17 protein-coding genes are annotated in these 17,999 nt (G+C 68.4%); 9 read left to right on the forward strand and 8 right to left on the reverse strand.

What is annotated here, in order from left to right; translation table 11 throughout:
• The first annotated feature begins 15 nt into the window (after window positions 1–15).
• The gene (locus C7H75_RS14405; RefSeq protein WP_005512611.1) at window positions 16–531 is read left to right on the forward strand and encodes a hypothetical protein; all 516 of its coding nucleotides are present in this window, start codon (window positions 16–18) and stop codon (window positions 529–531) included.
• On the opposite strand, the gene bioD is transcribed toward C7H75_RS14405, so the two are convergent.
• The 3 genes from bioD to C7H75_RS14420 all read right to left on the reverse strand — a co-directional run bounded on the left by bioD (window position 521) and on the right by C7H75_RS14420 (window position 3,837).
• Complete coding sequence (gene bioD / locus C7H75_RS14410) at window positions 521–1,216, reverse strand: dethiobiotin synthase (protein ID WP_084845876.1); 696 nt, start codon at window positions 1,214–1,216, stop codon at window positions 521–523. The genes C7H75_RS14405 and bioD overlap by 11 nt on opposite strands.
• Entirely contained in the window at window positions 1,213–2,379 is a 1,167-nt protein-coding gene (locus tag C7H75_RS14415; RefSeq protein ID WP_106851495.1) for an 8-amino-7-oxononanoate synthase, read from the reverse strand. Before C7H75_RS14415 ends, bioD begins: the two co-directional genes overlap by 4 nt.
• Window positions 2,380–2,532: 153 nt before the next feature.
• A complete protein-coding gene (locus C7H75_RS14420) occupies window positions 2,533–3,837 on the reverse strand; it encodes an adenosylmethionine--8-amino-7-oxononanoate transaminase (protein ID WP_084987144.1) in 1,305 nt (434 codons plus the stop codon).
• Window positions 3,838–3,952: 115 nt separating this feature from the next.
• Here C7H75_RS14420 and C7H75_RS14425 point away from each other — a divergent pair, with 115 nt between their 5' ends.
• The gene (locus tag C7H75_RS14425) at window positions 3,953–6,043 is read left to right on the forward strand and encodes an acyltransferase family protein (RefSeq protein WP_106851496.1); all 2,091 of its coding nucleotides are present in this window, start codon (window positions 3,953–3,955) and stop codon (window positions 6,041–6,043) included.
• A gap of 9 nt (window positions 6,044–6,052) precedes the next feature.
• On the opposite strand, the gene C7H75_RS14430 is transcribed toward C7H75_RS14425, so the two are convergent.
• Window positions 6,053–7,300, reverse strand: a complete 1,248-nt coding sequence (locus C7H75_RS14430) for a cytochrome P450 (RefSeq protein ID WP_106851497.1) — start codon at window positions 7,298–7,300, stop codon at window positions 6,053–6,055.
• 218 nt (window positions 7,301–7,518) lie between these two features.
• Between C7H75_RS14430 and C7H75_RS14435 the strand changes: the two genes are divergently transcribed.
• The 4 genes from C7H75_RS14435 (at window position 7,519) to C7H75_RS14450 (ending at window position 11,083) form a co-directional block, all read left to right on the forward strand.
• Complete coding sequence (locus C7H75_RS14435) at window positions 7,519–8,301, forward strand: GNAT family N-acetyltransferase (protein WP_064079444.1); 783 nt, start codon at window positions 7,519–7,521, stop codon at window positions 8,299–8,301.
• Between the two features lie 39 nt (window positions 8,302–8,340).
• The gene (locus tag C7H75_RS14440) at window positions 8,341–8,928 is read left to right on the forward strand and encodes a hypothetical protein (protein WP_106851498.1); all 588 of its coding nucleotides are present in this window, start codon (window positions 8,341–8,343) and stop codon (window positions 8,926–8,928) included.
• Window positions 8,929–8,958: 30 nt separating this feature from the next.
• Window positions 8,959–9,573 (forward strand): hypothetical protein, encoded by a 615-nt coding sequence (locus C7H75_RS14445; RefSeq protein ID WP_044991136.1) that lies wholly within the window; start codon window positions 8,959–8,961, stop codon window positions 9,571–9,573.
• A gap of 211 nt (window positions 9,574–9,784) precedes the next feature.
• Window positions 9,785–11,083 carry an HNH endonuclease signature motif containing protein gene (locus tag C7H75_RS14450; protein WP_106851499.1) on the forward strand — a complete coding sequence of 433 codons (1,299 nt, stop codon included), beginning with the start codon at window positions 9,785–9,787 and terminating at the stop codon, window positions 11,081–11,083.
• 198 nt (window positions 11,084–11,281) lie between these two features.
• On the opposite strand, the gene C7H75_RS14455 is transcribed toward C7H75_RS14450, so the two are convergent.
• Window positions 11,282–12,487, reverse strand: coding sequence for a PucR family transcriptional regulator (locus C7H75_RS14455; protein ID WP_106851500.1), 1,206 nt, complete (start codon window positions 12,485–12,487; stop codon window positions 11,282–11,284).
• A 105-nt stretch (window positions 12,488–12,592) separates the two neighbouring features.
• The gene (locus tag C7H75_RS14460) at window positions 12,593–12,955 is read right to left on the reverse strand and encodes a hypothetical protein (RefSeq protein ID WP_081122213.1); all 363 of its coding nucleotides are present in this window, start codon (window positions 12,953–12,955) and stop codon (window positions 12,593–12,595) included.
• A gap of 129 nt (window positions 12,956–13,084) precedes the next feature.
• On the opposite strand from C7H75_RS14460, the gene C7H75_RS14465 reads away from it, so the two are divergent.
• From C7H75_RS14465 to C7H75_RS14475, 3 genes are read left to right on the forward strand one after another with little or no spacing between them, the layout of a single operon-like run.
• Window positions 13,085–14,125 (forward strand): NAD(P)-dependent alcohol dehydrogenase, encoded by a 1,041-nt coding sequence (locus C7H75_RS14465; RefSeq protein ID WP_005512597.1) that lies wholly within the window; start codon window positions 13,085–13,087, stop codon window positions 14,123–14,125.
• The gene (locus tag C7H75_RS14470) at window positions 14,122–14,517 is read left to right on the forward strand and encodes a hypothetical protein (RefSeq protein ID WP_233281766.1); all 396 of its coding nucleotides are present in this window, start codon (window positions 14,122–14,124) and stop codon (window positions 14,515–14,517) included. The genes C7H75_RS14465 and C7H75_RS14470 overlap by 4 nt, the downstream gene beginning before the upstream one ends.
• A gap of 55 nt (window positions 14,518–14,572) precedes the next feature.
• Window positions 14,573–15,829, forward strand: a complete 1,257-nt coding sequence (locus C7H75_RS14475; protein WP_106852017.1) for an ion channel protein — start codon at window positions 14,573–14,575, stop codon at window positions 15,827–15,829.
• Here the strand turns inward: C7H75_RS14475 and C7H75_RS14480 are convergent.
• Window positions 15,822–17,498, reverse strand: coding sequence for an ammonium transporter (locus C7H75_RS14480; RefSeq protein WP_106851502.1), 1,677 nt, complete (start codon window positions 17,496–17,498; stop codon window positions 15,822–15,824). The two genes, C7H75_RS14475 and C7H75_RS14480, sit on opposite strands and share 8 nt — an antisense overlap.
• Window positions 17,499–17,671: 173 nt before the next feature.
• On the reverse strand, window positions 17,672–17,980 hold the full coding sequence (locus tag C7H75_RS14485; RefSeq protein WP_050804406.1) for a PepSY domain-containing protein: 309 nt from the start codon (window positions 17,978–17,980) through the stop codon (window positions 17,672–17,674).
• Window positions 17,981–17,999: the final 19 nt, after the last annotated feature.

Genomic DNA, 17,999 nt, shown 5'->3' on the forward strand with positions numbered 1-17,999 from the left:
TGCGACGATGCCGACATGTCCGCTATCACCGACTATTTCTCCGCGCCGTCCGACGAGGCCGCGACGGCGGCTCTCGACGATCTGCTCGACCTCGATCCGGACGACATCGCCGCGACCGAGGAGCTCTACCGCACCTCGCCGGACGAAGCCACCCGCCCCCGGGTACGGACCGCCGCGAGCGGAACGCCGGTTCTGCAGGCGAAGGGGATCGACCCGAAGGTCTCGCTCGGGCAGCTCGAGGCGGTGCTCACCGGCCGCAGCTATGACGACGTCAAGACCGGCCCGAGGCGCGGATCCATGGTGGCGGACAGCGAGGACGGTGACGCGTTCGTACTGTCCGTCGCCGACGAATTGCGCACTGCACTGGCCGCTTCCGATCCGAGCGCACTGATCGCCGCGGCGCGCCAGTGGATCTTCGACGAAGATGCGGAGCCGTCGGAGGAGTCAGTCCCGTTCGTCGTCGCGCTGGCCGAACTGGCCAGCACTGCGGCATCCCGCGGCGAGCGGCTCTACTGCCGCATCATCGTCTGATCAACAGCGAGTCGAGCCAGCCGGGCTCGAACCACGTGGGCGCGGTCGCGGCGAATCCGGCGGCGTCCGAGCCCGCGACGCCCTCGGGCACGCGCCCGACCACCGCGGACCCGGTGACGGCGGGCAGATCGTGGAGGTTGCAGCGGGCCGCGAGATCCGGACGCCGAGGCCAGGATCCGACGACGAACCCGCTGCACTTCACGCCCGCAGCGGCAAGCGCTTCGGCCGTGAGCGCGCAGTGATTGAGAGTGCCCAGACCGGCAGCGGCCACCACGACGACGGGGGCACCGAGTTCGGCTGCCACGTCGCGCACGGTGAACCCGTCGACGCCGAGGCGCACCAACAGCCCGCCCGCGCCCTCCACCAGCGTCACGTCGTGTCGGGCGTCGAGATCGCGTGTCGCGGCGACCACCTCGGGTTGCGTCAGCATCGGCAGCGCAGCGCGACGCGCGGCGGTGTCGGGAGCCAGCGGTTCCGGGTATCGCGCCAACTCGACGGTCGCGGTCACGCCGCTGAGCCTGGTCACCTCCGCCAGATCACCGGGTTCGTCGACCGTGACGCCGGTCTGTGCGGGCTTGCACACCGCAACCGACTGACCTGCGGCGCGCAACGCGGCGGCGAGCGCGGCGGTGACGACGGTCTTGCCGACGTCGGTGGACGTTCCGGAGATCACGAGAACACTCATGCCGGCACCCCTGCGCGACGCTCCGAGAGAACTTCTGCCAGAACGGATTCGATGACTGCCATCTCGGCGACATCGATCGTCGCCCGCGCCGTCAGACGCAGGCGCGACGTGCCCTCCGGGACGGATGGTGGGCGGAAACAGCCCACGTGCAGGCCGCGATTCCGGCAGGCCGCCGCGGCCGCGACCGCCACCTCCGGATCGCCCAGCACCACCGACACCACGGCCGACTCGGGGGCGGCGGCACCGGTGATGCGGGCGAGGTCGCGGGCGCGGTCCAGGACGGCGGTCGCCCGCTGCGGCTCTCGCCTGAGCACCGACAGCGCCGCCCGGGCAGCGCCCACCGCGGCGGGCGCCAGGCCGGTGTCGAAGATGAACGTGCGTGCCGCGTCGATCAGGTGTGCACGGACTTTCCGCGACGCGAGTACCGCACCACCCTGGCTCGCGAGAGACTTCGACAGTGTCGCGGTGACGACGACGTCCGGTTCCCCGGCCAGGCCCATCTCGTGGACGAGTCCGCGACCACCGCGGCCGCGCACGCCGATGCCGTGCGCCTCGTCGACGAGCAGGACGGCGCCGTGGTCCCGGCACACCCGGTGCATGTCGGCCAGCGGAGCGAGGTCGCCGTCGGCGCTGAACACCGAGTCGGTGAGGACGAGGGCACGCTCCTCGGCTCGCTCGGCGAGTGCGCGGCGCAGGAAGTCGACGTCGGCGTGCGGCGCCACGACGACGCGGGCCCGTGACAGCCGGCACGCATCGACGAGTGAGGCGTGACAACCGGCGTCCGACACGATCAGCGCATCCTGGCCCGAAAGTGCGGTCACTGCACCGAGATTGGCGGCGTATCCGCTTGCGAACACCAGCCCGGACTCGGCTCCCACGAAGGCGGCGAGCTCGCGTTCGAGGAGTTCGTGGTCGGACGTCGTGCCGGTGACCAGGCGCGATCCGGTCGCTCCCCCACCCCAGCGCCGGACGGCGTCGACAGCTCCGTCGACCACCTCGGGGTGCCGGACGAGACCCAGATAATCGTTGGACGCGAGGTCGACCACCCGATCGATCTCGCTGCGGGCCCGCAGCTCGCGGCGCAGTCCTGCCGCCCGCCGCGCCCTTTCGACGTCGTCGAGCCAACCCAGAGCCGCGTTATCGGTACCCACCCGCAGCACCATACAAGCTCACTTGAACGGTGTTCAAGTGAGCTTGTATCGGAACTCGTCGTCCGCGTTCGACCGCCCACCGCACCACCCGGATTCCGCCGCCGAGTGCGCCGACGGAGCCAACCGATGCCGTCACAGTGCACACCCGGACTGGAGCGACGAAGATCACATTTCGGCGCGACTCCGGGACTGGCTGCGCGCCGCCGCGACCATTCCGGCGGCGATGCGGTCGATCTCCTCGGCGGTGCACACGTAGGGCGGCATCGCGTAGATCAGATTCCGGAACGGACGCAACCAGACGCCCGCGGCGACCGCCGCCGCAGTCACCGTCGGCATGTCGACGGGTTCGGCGAGTTCGATCACGCCGATTCCCCCGAGGACCCGCACGTCCACCACGCCGGGCACGTCCCACGCGGGAGCGAGGCCGCGCCCCAGTCCCGTGTTCAGCGCCCCGACCTCCGCACGCCAATCGCGCGAGAGCAGCAACTCCACCGCGGCGACCGCCACCGCGCACGCCATCGGGTTCCCCATGAAGGTGGGCCCGTGCATGATGCCGCCGCCCTCGCCGGCGCTGATCACCTCGGCGACCGCGGTCGTGCACAGCGTCGCGGCGAGCGTGAGGTAGCCGCCGGTGAGCGCCTTGCCCACACACATGACGTCCGGCGCCACCCCGGCGTGGTCCGCGGCGAACAGTTCTCCGGTGCGGCCGAAGCCCGTGGCGATCTCGTCGAACACCAGCAGCAGACCGTGCTCGTCGCACATGCGGCGCAGTTCGCGCAGGTAGTCGGGGTGATGGAACCGCATGCCGCCGGCGCCCTGGACGACGGGTTCGACGATGATCGCGGCGAGTTCGTCACGATGCGCCACCACCAGGGCCTCGAAATCGGCGACGTACCCGGGATCGAAGTCGCGCGGCGGGGCGGGCGCGAACAGTTGCCGGGCGAGCACGTCGGTCCACATCGCGTGCATGCCGCCGTCGGGGTCGCAGACGCTCATCGGCGCGAACGTGTCGCCGTGGTATCCGCCGCGCCACGTGAGCAACCGGTGCTTCTCGGGACGTCCGCGGCTGCGCCAGTACTGCAGGCACATCTTCACCGCGACCTCCACCGACACCGAGCCGGAGTCGGCGAGGAACACCTTGTCGAGTCCGGCGGGGGTGATCTCGACCAAGAGTTCGGCGAGGCGCGCGGCGGGCGCGTGGGTGAGGCCGCCGAACATCACGTGACTCATCCGTCCGAGTTGGTCGGTGACGGCGGCGTCGAGCATCGGATTGCGATACCCGTGCACGGCCGACCACCACGAGCTCATCCCGTCCACCAGTTCCGTGCCGTCGGCGAGCGTGAGCCGTGCCCCTTCGGCGGACTCGACGACGAGCGACGCCGTCGACGCAGGAAACGCGCCGTAGGGGTGCCACAGATGGGTGGTGTCGATTTCGACGATGCGGTCGGCCGTCAGATGCAGGGAGTTCACGGCGCTCGACTGTAGGTGTCAAGCATCACGGGCGGGTCGGCAGGTACGTTGGACAGGTCCCCGCCGGCGGAATCCGCCGCGGTCGACCCCCTGTCGTCTGCCCGGGAAGATTCGCGTGTCCGTCCGCTCCACCGACCGAACCCTCTTCGGCGGGCCGTCGGCGTCGGCAACTCGTGGCCGCGCCGCGCACCGCCACGATCTCGACGGACTCCGCGGTCTCGCGATCGGTCTCGTCGTCGTCTACCACGTCTGGTTCGGTCGGGTGTCCGGCGGCGTCGACATCTTCCTCACGCTGTCGGGGTTCTTCTTCGTCGCCTCGCTGCTGCGGGCCGCGGAATCCGGCGGCCGGCTCGATCCGGTTCCGGTGGTCCGGCGGGTCCTGCGGAGGCTGCTGCCGCCGCTCGTTCTCGTGCTGGCGGCGGTGGTGGCGTTCACCGTCACGATGCATCCGGCCACCCAATGGTTCGACACCGCGCGGCAGGTGACGGCGTCGTTGACGTTCCTACAGAACTGGCACCTCGCCGACAGCGCGAGCGACTATCTCGCCGCCGACCCGTCGGTCAGCCCGCTGCAGCATCTGTGGTCGATATCCGTCCAGGGGCAGTTCTATCTGGCTGCGCTCGTCCTCGTGTTCGGGCTCGCGTGGCTGCTCCGCGCACGTGGCCTCACGGTTCGCGGACCGCTCGCGATGCTGCTCGGTGTTCTCGCGATCGCCTCGCTGACCTACGCGACGACCAGCGACCTGCCTCAGACGTGGCTGTACTACGACACCGCTGCCCGGATGTGGGAACTGCTCGTCGGCGGTCTGCTGGCCTGCGCGGCCCCGTATCTGCGGGTGCCACGGGTGTGGCGGGTGCTCCTCGCGGTCGCCGGGCTCGCGATCGTCGTCGCGTGCGGCATGGTGCTCGACGGACGAAGCCAGTTCCCGGGACCGTGGGCGCTCGTCCCCGTCGGTGCCGCACTCGCGATCATCGTCGCCGGGGCGCGGGGAGACGACGTCGATCTCTCCCCCACCCGACTGCTCGCGTCACCTCCCCTGGTTCGGCTGGGGTCGATCGCGTACGCGCTGTACCTGTGGCACTGGCCGGTCCTCATCGCGTACCTGGTCTGGCGCGAGGAGCCGGATGTCGGTTTCGCCGGCGGCGTCGTCGTCATCGGCCTCTCCCTTGTGCTCGCCGAACTCACCACCCGCCTGATCGAGACGCCGATCCGGCAGACGTCGGGCCCGCGCGCAGTGCGTGGCACGCTGATCGGCGTCATCTCGCTGATCACGGTCGCGCTCGCCGCGGCCTCGGTGACGTGGACCGGGTTCGTCGACCGCCGCACCGAGGAGTGGGCGCAGCAGACATCACTCGACTCCGCGGCGTACCCCGGCGCCGCCGCGCTGCTGTCCGGCGCCGACGTCGAGTTCGCGCGCGAGCAGCCGTCACGCTTCGTGGCGCACGCGGACCTGCCCGCGACCACCCTCGACGGATGCATGTCCCAGGACGGTCAGACCGAAGCTCTCAACTGCACGTACGGCGACACGGAGGCAGACCGCAGCATCGCGTTGATCGGCGGCTCACACGCCGAGCACTGGCTACCGGCGCTCGACGAGCTGGGCCACAAGCACCGTTTCCGGGTGGAAACGTACGTGAAGGTGGGATGCCCGGCAGTGCTCCCGCCGGGACCGGACGCCCCCGTCGGCGAATGCGAGGAGTGGACGTTCGACGTTCTCGACGCGGTGGCCGCCTCGCGCCCCGACATCGTGTTCAGCACCTCCACCCGTCCCCGCCCGGGTGCGGCCGGCGACTACACCCCCGACACCTACCTCGCGTTGTGGCAGGCCCTGACGGACCTCGACCTGCCGACGATCGTCGTGCGCGACACCCCGTGGCTGGAATCCGACGGCGTCGCCTACCGAGCATCGGACTGCCTGGCCCGACGCGGCGGCAACGCCGACACGTGCGGTATCGACCGGGCGCAGGCCCTCGACCCGATCGATCCCGCGCTGGACGCCTCGGCCCCGTTCCCCACAGTCTTCCCTCTCGACCTCTCCGATGCCGTGTGCCGGGAGGATCGTTGCCGGGTGATCGAGGGCAACGTGCAGATCTACCGGGACTCGAACCACCTCACCGCGTCGTATGTGAGGACCCTGACGCCGGTGATGGAGGACCGACTCGGCCCTCTGACGGGATGGTGGTCGGACGCGCCGGCGGACTACTGACTCCGGTTGTCAGTGCGCCACCGGGCACTTGCCGGCGTAGTCGACCTGTAGTTCCTTGATCCCGTTGATCCACCCGGACCGCAGTCGGCGCGGGTCGCCGAGCTTGGTGATGTCGGGCATGTGGTCCGCGATTGCGTTGAACATCAGCTCGATCTCCATCCGCGCGAGGTTCGCACCGATGCAGAAGTGCGCACCGGTGCCCCCGAAGGCGAGGTGGTCGTTGTCGGTGCGGGTGATGTCGAACCGCATCGGATCCTCGAAGACGTCCTCGTCGAAGTTGGCCGACGAGTAGAACATCACGACACGGTCGCCCTTGCGGATGGTCTGCCCGCCGAGTTCGTTGTCCACCAACGCCGTTCGCTGGAATCCGACGACCGGCGTGGCCCAACGGATGATCTCGTCCACTGCTGTCGCCGGACGCTCACGCTTGTAGAGCTCCCACTGGTCGGGGTTGTCCATGAACGCCATGATGCCGTGCGTAATGGCGTTGCGAGTCGTCTCGTTCCCGGCGACCGCGAGCAGAAGCACGAAGAACCCGAACTCCTCGGACGCCAGCCCGTCGCCGTCGACGTCGGCCTCCACGAGCGTGGTGACGATGTCCTGCGCCGGGCACTTGCGTCGCTCCTCGGCCATCGCGTACGAGTACGCGAGAATCTCGGCGGACGCAGTGGCGGACTCCTCCGCGAACTCGGGATCGTCGTAGCCCATCATCTGGTTCGACCAGTCGAAGATCTTGTGCCGATCCTCCTGCGGCACACCGATGAGTTCGGCGATGGCCTGCAGCGGCAGCTCACACGCCACCTGCTCGACGAAGTCGCCGGAACCCGCGGCCACGGCGTCCTGCACGATCTTCTCCGCCCGCGCCTTCAGCGCCGGACGCAGACCCTGGACAGCGCGCGGCGTGAAGCCACGGGCGATCACTTTCCGGAGCTTGGTGTGCTCGGGGGCGTCCTTGTTGATCAGCAGGTGCCGCATCAGCTCGACCGTCTCCCGCGGCATGTCGTCCGAGAACCGCGCGATCGCAGTGTTCTCCCAGGTCGAGTAGACCTCGCTGTTGCGGGAGACCTCCTTGACGTCCTCGTGCCGGGACACCGCCCAGTAGCCCTCGTCCGCGAACCCGCCCTTGGTCGGCGGCTGTGCCACCCAGTGCACCGGCGCCGATTTGCGCAGCGCCGCGAACTCGCTGATCGGCAACCGCCGCTCGTACACGTCAGGGTCGGTGAAATCGAAACCTTCGGGGACACCGGGAACTGTCACGCCGCACACCTTCTCTCGGGATCGAGGCGGACCGTTCGGCGATCCGCGTGACCATGATCACACGATCGCGCAGACCGCCGCTTGGGCATTCGGCACAGCACGGCGGTTGCGAATTGTGCTGTCGGCACAAACGCCACGCACGTCGATCGCGGCGAGCACCGATGGAGAGCACCTACCGGATTTCGCCGACCGGATCCTCGGGTGCGAGGCTGGGACGCATGGCGCCAGATACCCGCTCAGAGACTCTCCCGGCCGGGCGATCGGACTCCGGCGCACTGCTCGCGCAGTGGCAGGAGACCGACGACCAGGTGCTCGATCACCCGGTCCACTTCTCGCTGACCGGCGCTCACGCCCACCTCTCCCGCACCGTCGGTCGGGCGAATGCGTACGCCGACGAGGTGTCGACCTTCTGCTCGGTTCCGACCGACCCGCGACCCGAGGATTGGGAAGATCTCGCCCGCCTGCTCGGGGCCGGCGGCTTCGCCGATCTCTTCAGCTGCCCGGAACTCCCACCGGCACACTGGGAGCCGGTTTTCGTCCTCGACGGGTTGCAGATGCTGGCGCCGCCCACGGGCGTGCACCCTGCTACTGCCGAGGACGGGCTTGCCGCCGGATTCACGCTCGCCGAACTCGGTGACGCGGATCTGCCGGAAATGCTCGCGCTCGTGACGGAAACGCGTCCGGGTCCGTTCTGGTCGCGCACACCCGAGTTCGGAACCTACCTCGGGATCCGCCGGGACGGCGCACTGGTGGCCATGGCCGGTGAGCGCCTGCGCCCGCCGGGCTGGACGGAGATCAGTGCCGTCTGCACCGCACCGGACGCGCGCGGCCACGGCCTGGCCGCGCACCTGGTCCGAGCGCTCGCCGACCGGATCGCGGCCCGCGGCGAACGAGCGTTCCTGCACGTCGCCGCCACCAATGCCCAGGCGATCAGCGTGTACACCCGTCTGGGGTTCAGGCAACGGCGAAACGTGACGTTCCGCGGATTCCGAGTTCCCTGAGTAGCGCCGTGCATCGGGTGTCGCCGCCATAATCTTCGGATGGGCATTACGCGGTGTGCCGACCGGACGGTCGCGCGGTGGCTGGAGCGGTCGGACGAAGATTGGCGACATCTGGCGGCACGAGGTCCACGCGACTTCGAGAAGCACGCGCGCCTACGGTTCATTCCCGACCCGAGCTTTCCGGGGCAGTCAGAGGGCGACGTCCGGCGCGCCCCGGGCGCGCTGTCCGACAACGAACAGCTGGGCGTGGCTCTCGCGGAGTTGACGCCCTACACCGCGACGCCCGACGACTGTTATTTCTGCATCTGGGAAGGATGGCCGAGCTTCTCCGGGGACGATCCGATGCCGAAAATTTCGATCCCGAACCGCGCCTACTTCCTCTTCCGCGGATCACTCGCCGACGTCGCCGACTGGGACTCACAGGTTTCGGAGCTGCTCCAGGACACGGTAGCCCCCACGCCCGCGTTCGTCTGGCCGGCCGATCACGCGTGGTGTGTCACATGCGACGTCGACCCACACTTCGCAACGATCGGCGCAAGCGCCGACGCGATCGCGCGGCTCGTCGCGGACACCCGCGTAGACGTCGTGGTCGACGATCCCGACACCGAGCCGCCGTACTACGGCTGAGGGCGCGCCTTTTCGACCTATCCTCGGAGGATGGCGTGCGAAGCGAGGCCGGTCCACGACCGAGGCTCCCTCGGCTGGGTTGTGTGGGTCAACCTCGCGGCGGCGGTGGCCGCGGCAGCGGTGATGACTGCCGTGGCGTGGCACCTCCCGTGGCCGTCCCCTTCCGACAGCGCTGTCGCACGCGCGAGTGCCCGCACCGCACTGGCGCTTTCAGCCGTGGTGGCGACCGTCGTCGCAGCCCTCATCGTGACGCGGCGTCGGCGCTGGACATGGGCAATCGTGGTCTGGCTTCTCGTTGCCGGGTGCGCACTCGGCGCATCCACATTCGGCCGTCCCACCTTCGCCGACCATCGACGAGAGTTCGAAGAGGTTGCACACCAACTACTTCGCGAGCCCGAGAATCTTCGCGGCGGCCGCTACCAGCGCGACGTAAGAATCGGACGATTCGACGTCGCGTACGCCCATGTCGGCGGCGATGGCTCGGTGTACTTCCACGATGCACGAACGGGACTGTCGCCGTTCGACAATCCGGGATGGATCTACGCACCTCACGGCCTCTCCGAAGCCACCCTGAAACGCACGGCCTCACGCAACATCGGGGACGGCTGGTACACCTTCCCCAACCTCGTCGTCGACGACTACTGAGTTCGGCACAGAAGGACCGTGGGGTGATTCGAACCGAGGTCGACCTACATCCGCATCTTCACCTCGAACGGGACCTTCGTCCGTCGCGACCTCGCCATACGCCCACCCACGCCGGCTCGCGTCCCGGCTCTTCAACGCCGGGACCTCCCGGAAAGTCTGACGCAGGAGAAGCCCCATTGACTCGAACATATATTCGAGCTAGACTTGGGTCATGAATCCGGGGGGACTCAATTCGCTGGTCACGGTCACCGCACCGCGACCAGGAGACGTGCACACACTGCCAGAAATCCTGCTGGTGCAGACCGGCCTCGACATCTGCCACGCGATCGAACAACTCGAAGCACTACGTGCAGCCATCGTCGCCGAAATCGATGAGCGCGCAGTCTCGTTCGACACCCTCGGCTTCCGCAGCGTCAAGCAGTGGCTGGCCGCGAACACGTTGCTGGAGGTACCGGCCGCCGCACGCATCCTCGCATTGGGCCGGATGCTGAGCCGGCAGCCCGAGATCGCCGACGCCTTCAACGCCGGCGATATATCGGCCGAGCACGCCGCGTTGATCGGGAAGTTCTGCGAAACCCCACCCCGCGGCATGCCGAACGAAGCGTTGGATTCCTGCCGGAAAGTGTTGCTGGACAGCGCCACCGGACCCACTGCAACCACCATGACCGTCCGCACGTGCATCTCCCGGTTGGAGCGGATCTTCGAATCCGACGAACTCCCACCCAGCGAAGACACCGAACGCAACGAATTCCACGCCTCGAAAACGTTGAACGGACGCGTCGCGGTCAAAGGTGACCTCGACGCCGTCACCGGCGAGATGCTGTTGACGGCACTGTCATCACTGACCAAGCCGAGGAATCCGGTCGACGACCCCGCCGAGAAACGCACCCCGGCACGGCAGCGGGCGGACGCATTCTCCGAGATCCTGCGCCGCTACCTCGACTCCGGCTACGCCCCCATCGAGGGCGGCGAGCGACCCCACCTGTCACTCCATGTGAACGCCGCCGACCTCGCCCGCAGCAAGTCGGCTCACGAGTGGGTGAATCCAGACAGCGATTCGGATCTGTTCGGCGACAAAGACATCGCACGCATGCCCCACACGGGGCCCCTGTCGATCGCGACCGCCCGCCGGATCGCGTGCGACTGCCACCTCACCCCCATCGTCATGGACGACGGCGTCCCCCTGAAACTCGGCCGCACCAGCAGAACCGTGTCGAAAAAGCAGCGTCGAGCGTTGATCGCCCGCGACCACGGCTGCGCCTTCCCCGGCTGCGGCACACCACCCGCCCACTGCGAAGGCCATCACGTAAAGCATTGGGCAGACGGTGGACCCACCGACCTCGACAACCTCGTCCTACTCTGCCGCTACCACCACCAACTCCTCCACCACAGCCACTGGGACGTGAAAATCGGCGCCGACCGGCACCCGTGGTTCACACCACCGAGCACCGTCGACCCCTACAAGAAACCCGTCCCCGCCCACAACCGGGCGGGACCACACGCCGCATGACACGGCAGCCGGCACCCGAAACAGGGTGCCGGCTATCGCCGGATGCACAAACGCAGCTCGCCGTGTTGTGCTCTTCCTTCTCGCCGCTGCGCTACTGACGGCGATTCTCGGATCACGTGCCGACCGAGCTCGGCATCCCGAAGCGGCGGCTGACCGGCAGTGAGTGTTTCATCGCGTGCCAGCGGACAGCGATCTCCGTTATCCGCCGAATGCCTCGAAACACTCCAAGGCGAGTTCCAGTTTCAGCCTGCGCGCCAGAATGTCGCCGCCGAGAAGTTCTTCCGCCCGCTGCATGCGGTACCGGACGGTGTTCTTGTGGATTCCCAGCCGACGGGCTGCGGCCTCATGGTTGCCGTGACAGTTCATCACGGCGCGCAGGGTGTCCCGCAGACGCTCGGACGCAGGATCCTCACCGAGGAGACCGGCCAGCTCCCGGGCGACGAGGGCGCGCATCGCGTCGGGATCGGCCGACAACATCGAGACCAGTTCGACGTGGGTGTAGCTGGTCACGGCCTTTCGCTGCTTGCCGACCTCGGCGATCCGCTGCGCCGCGAGCGCCTCACGATGGCTGCTGCGGAATCCCTCGATTCCCGGAGCACGCTCACCGACCGCGAGGCGGACGCCGTCCGGAATCCGACACTGGTCGACGACCCACGGGTCGTCGCTGTCCTGCGCGATCCACGACCACACGCCGTGCGCACCCGACGGCACCGACAGGGTGCGCCGGCCGGCCGCAACTCGTGACATCACTCGGTCGAGGGAACCGGCGAACACAGTCGAGTCGTCGACCCACGCGACCACGGCGGTGTGTGTGAGTCGCAACGGGTAGCCGAGCAGTCCCGACGACTGCGCGACGCCCCCACCGCCGTCGAGGACCTCGCGCACCGTGGTCACGCGGGACGCGAAAGCGCCCTGCAGCAGCCGCTCCCGCTCGTCCGCGTACGTGACGGCAAGTTCGTCGAGCATCGCGTTGAGCAGTTCGCTGGTCTGCGACCACATCGTGGTGAGGACCTCGAGTTTGAACTGGGCGTCGAGGTCCTCCTGCTGCAGGAACTCGGTCGCGAACGACAACATGGCTCGGTGACCGGCGTGATAGAGCTGAGACAACACCCGCAGCTCGAGTCCCCGCTGTGCGACCGTGCGGGCGAGCGCGTGGGCCTCGACGGAGACCGGCGCCTCGGCCGATCCGTCGGCGGACTGTCCGGACGCACCGAGGAACGCGCCGAGCTGACTGCGCACCGCCGCTCGTAGGTCGCGTTGAAGTTCGGCGTCCGCGGCCAACTCGGGAATGTCCGTGGTGAACGACTCCTCGAGGCCCGACAGGAAGAGATCGAGGTCGTGCTGCGTCAGCGTGCTGGTGAGGTAGTTGCGCAGCCAGCGGTCTGCCGGTTCCCGCGCGTTCACTCGCCATCACACCTTTCCGGATCGAGCTCGCCGCCGACGATCGGCGGCATCCACCGTAGACGCGGCACCTGTAGTGCACAGCGACGAAACGCCGCGGACGGGCCGCTAGCGCAGATCCGCACCGGTCAGCCGCAGTGTGACGTAGTCGCTGTCGACCAGAGAAGAGTCGAACACGCGGTCTCCGTTCGCCAGCGATCGACGTACCCCCGGCTCGAGGGCGTCCCACCAGGCGTCCAGACACTGACGGCGGACGAACAGGTAGTCCGACAGTGGGCCCTGGAAGATCGCGAAGTGCGGCACGTCGTCGTCGGAGGTGACGTAGCAGACGCTGTCGTCACCGCAGACACTGATGACCTGGCCGATGAACTCCGGGGGCACGAAGCCCTGCGGATTGCGAAGCAGCGCAAGTCGCGCCCGCTCCGACAGGCGGCCGTAGACGTGTTCGGGTTCCGGGATCGCGTCCCCCATGTCCTGCAACCTAACGCCCGGGGACGGGGCCTGTCCCCCGAGTCGGCGGATCCGTGCGATGCTCGAGGCGCGACACGTCCTCGACCGCGAGTGCCCATCGAACGCGAGAGCCCATCGAAGGAGTGCATTGTGAAGGCGATCCAGTACACCCGTATCGGGGCGGAGCCCGAACTCGTCGACATCCCGACGCCCGAGCCGAAAGCCGGTGAAGTGCTGCTCGAGATCACCGCTGCGGGCGTGTGCCACTCGGACGAATTCATCATGAGCCTGCCCGCCGAGCAGTTCGGCTACGAACTGCCGATGACACTCGGTCACGAGGGCGCCGGCCGGGTGGCCGCCGTCGGCGCAGGCGTCACCGACCTCGACATCGGCACGAACGTCGTCGTGTACGGGCCGTGGGGTTGCGGACGTTGCTGGCACTGTGCGCAGGGGCTCGAGAACTACTGCTCCCGCGCAAGGGAACTCGGCATCGCCCCACCCGGCTTGGGCGCGCCGGGCGCGATCGCCGAGTACATGATCGTCGACTCGCCGCGTCACCTGGTCCCGATCGGTGACCTCGACCCCGTCACGACGGTGCCGCTGACCGACGCCGGGCTCACCCCGTACCACGCGATCAAACGGTCGCTCGGCAAGCTCCGCGCCGGCTCGTACGCAGTCGTGATCGGCACCGGAGGCCTCGGACACGTCGGCATCCAGCTGCTCCGCCACCTGTCCCCTGCACGCATCATCGCCCTCGACGTCAACGACGAGAAGCTCGCGTTCGCCCGCGAGGTCGGCGCGCACGAGACCGTGTTGTCGAACGCCGACGCCGCCGCGAACGTCCGGAAGATCACGGGTTCGGCCGGTGCCGCGCTGGTCCTCGATTTCGTGGGTGTGCAGCCGACGCTCGACGTCGCGACCGCAGTGGCCGGCGTCGGGTCCGACGTCACGATCGTCGGGCTCGGCGACGGGAAGTCCGCGGCCCGGGTCGGCTTCTTCACCGGTGCGTACGAGACGAATGTCGCGTCTCCGTACTGGGGTTCACGCAGCGAGCTCATCGAGTTGATCGACCTCGCGCACCAGGGTGTCCTGGACATCGCGGTCGAGCGGTTCGCGCTCGACGACGGCGTCGAGGCGTACCGCCGACTCGCGGCAGGAACGTTGCGCGGTCGGGCTGTCGTCGTGCCGTGAGCCGTGCTGCAGATGTGCTCCGCAGGCTCGTCGGCGGTCTCTTCGTATTCACCGCCGCCATCCACGTCGGCATCGTCGCGGCAGACCCCGAGTTGTACCGACCGTTCGCCGATCGGACGTATCTGCCTCTCGTCCGGACTGCGTGGCGAGACGTCTTCATGGCCCACCCTGCCGGGTGGGGTCTGGTAGTCGCGGCCGGAGAGCTGGCGATCGGCGTGCTGACCCTCGCGGGCGGTCGGTGGACCAGGATCGGACTGATCGGCGCGATCGTCTTCCATGTGGCACTCATGATGTTCGGCTGGGGATACTGGATCTGGAGTGTTCCGATACTCGTCGTGCTCGGATATCTGCTCCGGGAGAACCTCCGGCAGCCTCGGCGTCGTAGCGTGTAGGGACTAGCGCTCCGACCCGTCGAGCAGGGAAGCACCGGAGGCACCGTTGGACGTCATGTTCCCGAGCACCCGGACGATCGCGCGGGAGGCCGTCCCCTCCGTCCTCGTGGGTGTCGCGGCCGCGGTCATCCCGATCGCGATGGTGCTCGTCACCGACCGGGTCACCGACCTGCTCTACAGGTGGATTCCCGATCTCATCGGGTTCGACGGTTACGCCCGATGGTGGATCTTCGCGGTACTCACCGGAATCGGACTGCTGGTGGGTGTGCTGGTGTGGAAACTGCCCGGGCACGGTGGACCCGACCCCGCCACCGCGGGGCTGGTAGGACCGCCGATTCCGCTCAGGTCGCTACCGTCGCTGGCGCTCGTCGTGGCGCTCGCGCTGGGCGCCGGGGTGAGTCTTGGTCCGGAGAATCCGCTCATCGCGATCAACGTCGCGGTCGCTGCCTGGATCCTCGGGCGGCTGTGGCCGACGATGCCGACCAAACGCGTCGTGTGGCTGACGACGTCCGCGACGATCGGTGTGCTGTTCGGCACCCCACTGGCAGGGCCGTTGGCGTTCGTCGAACTGGCCGGCCGCCGCCCGAAGGGCGAGCTGTGGGAGAACATGTTCGCGCCTCTCGTCGCGGCCGGCGCCGGCACCGCGACGATGTTCCTCCTCGATCGCCCGATGCTCGTCATCGACGTCCCCGAGTACCGCGCGCCCACCATCGGGCACATCCTGATCGGCACGCTCATCGCAGTCGGTACCGCCGCCTTCTTCCTGATGGGCGTCCCCGCCTTCCACCGGATGCATGCGCTGTTCCACGCGCTGCCGAACCCGGTTCTCGCGATCGGGCTCGGCGGTGCGGTTCTCGGCGCGCTCGGCGCTGTGGGCGGACCCGCAACACTCTTCAAGGATGCCGAGAACATGGGGCGGGTCACCGCGAGCGCTGCCGACGAGTCGGTGGGCCGCCTCGCGCTCTACGCGCTGATCAACCTCGTGGCGCTGCTCGTCGCGTCCAGCTGCGGCTTCCGCGGCGGCCGGACGTTCGCGTCCGTATTCGTGGGCTTGAACGTCGGATTGCTGGTGCATGCCATGTTCGACACCGTCCCGCTCGCACTGTCGATCTCGTGTGCGGTCCTCGGCGCGCTCGTGGTGGCGGTGCGCAGTTGCTGGCTGGGCCTGTTCATCGGTGCGACGATGGTGGCGTCGTTCGGGATGATTCCGGTGTTGTGCATCGCGGTGCTACCAGTCTGGCTGCTGGTGGTGCACCGCGGCCAGCTGGTCGTGGGTCCCAACACCGTACCGCTCGAGAAGCACGTCAGCTGACGGGGTCCTCGTCCGTACGGGCTTGTGGCGAGAGCGGTTCCGCGGCCTGCTGCACGTACCCCTCATGGCCTCCGATGGTGTCGGAATCCAGTGCGTCCAGCACACGCTCGACGTCGGTGTCCCGGACCAGCACCTCCACCTTCAGTCGCTGCGCGAGCGCGAGTTCACTGCGCTGGTCGCGCATCACCACCGTGTCGCGATGGGTGGAGGGGGCGTGGACTTCCGTCACGACGATCGACCGGGCCCCGGCCTCCCGCAGCGCGCTCTCGAGCGCTCCTGCGTCGATGGCCCGCACGAGCACCGTGACGAGGCGGTACTGGACGCTCGACGGCGCTGCGGCGATCCGCGTCGCCGTCAACGGCGGCTCGTCGACAGCACCCGACGCCAGCCCGGCCCCGGCAACGAACGACGGGGCGAACCGGTACGCGTCCATGCCCTGACGGCGGCGGTCCGAGCCGAACTCCTCGTCGGCGGGCAGGCGCAGGCCCACGGTTCGGTCTGCCGCGAACGCGATCACGAGTGTGACGACGAAAGAGAACGCGACCACCGCGACGACAGCGAGAGCCTGATTCCCCAGCAACGAGAAGCCCCCACCGAAGAACAACCCGTCCGCTCCGATCCCATTGATCGCCTTCTTCCCGAACAGGCCCAACAGGAGGGAACCGAGTACACCACCGACGAAGTGGACGGCGATCACATCCAACGCGTCGTCGAAACGGAACAGCACTTTCAGCCGTAGCGCCACCTGGCACACGAGCCCGGCGACCGCCCCGATCAGCAGCGCCGACGCAGTGTCGACGTATCCGGCGCACGGTGTGATCGTGGCAAGCCCGGCCACCGCTCCGGTCGCCGCACCCACCACGGTCGACCGCCCCTGCCGGAAGCGTTCCGCTATCGACCAGATCACCATCCCCGCTGCCGCCGCGACATGGGTGTTGATCAGGGCCTGCGCGGCAATTCCGTTTGCCTGCAGGCTATCTCCCGCATTGAATCCGAACCAGCCGAACCACAGAATTCCGGCACCGATCATCGTGAGCGGCACCGAGTGCGGAACGGTCTCGGTGCCGGGCCAACCGGTCCGCCGGCCGACGACCAGGAGGATCGCCAGTGCGGCCGCCCCCGCCGACGCGTGGACCACCATGCCGCCCGCCCAGTCCTGCGCTCCCCGGACCGCGAGCCATCCCTCGGGGTCGAACAGCCAATGCGCGATCGGCGCGTACACGACGACAGGCCACACGGCGAGGATCACCACCCAGCCCGCGATCTTCAGCCGATCCGCCGTCGCGCCGGTGATCAGCGCGGGAGTGATTATCGCGAACATCATTTGATAGGCGACGAAGGCCAGGGTCGGGATCGCGATGCCCGGGACGACGACATGCAGTGCCGGGCGCGGCGCTTCGTCCAGATTCTGCAGGGCGAACAGCTTCAGATCGCCGAACAATCCGGCACCAGTGTCCTCGCCGAACGCGATGCTGTGGCCGATCAGGATCCACACCACCGTCACCACGCCGAGCGCGACGAAGTTCTGCTGGATCATCACCAATGTGTTGCGGCTCTTGACCATTCCGGCGTAGAAGAATGCCAGTCCGGGAACCATGAACAACACCAGTGCGGCGCACACCAGCACCCAGGCGGTGTCGCCTCCGTCCATCGGATTCGACGCGGTCACGGAAAAGCACCTCCGGAGAACGACTCCGGTCGCCCCTTCGTCACGGAACAGGTTGCGGGACAAACCGTTCAAACGACACAGCCGAAGCGCCGGGTCGCCGGATCCTCAGTGTAGAGCGGCCACCGTGCGGCGGTAACCCCCGCGATCGACACGCGGTAGGGAGACGCGAGTCGTCAGCCCGGCAATGTCGAGGCTGGCGCCGTCGCCTCGTCGTCCGGCTCGTCCTCGGTGATCAGGCCGGTCTGCAGATCCACGTCGATCTCGCGCCGCTCGCCCTGCAGATTCACGTAGTCGATCTCCACCGTGGGGCGACCGTCCTCCTCGTCGAGTTCGACGCCCAGGATCGCAGGTCCCGGCGGCGTCTCCTGCGCCGCGGCGGTGCCGGCGCCGAGTACGAGTGCGCCGGATCCGACGACGGCGGAGCAGATCACCGCGATGGCCGACCCGGCTCCCCGAGAAGCTGCACGAGAATGGGAGAACACAGGACCTCACCCCTCCACT

It is taken from the genome of Rhodococcus (subgen. Prescottella) equi, assembly GCF_003013675.1.
Lineage (GTDB): Bacteria > Actinomycetota > Actinomycetes > Mycobacteriales > Mycobacteriaceae > Prescottella > Prescottella equi.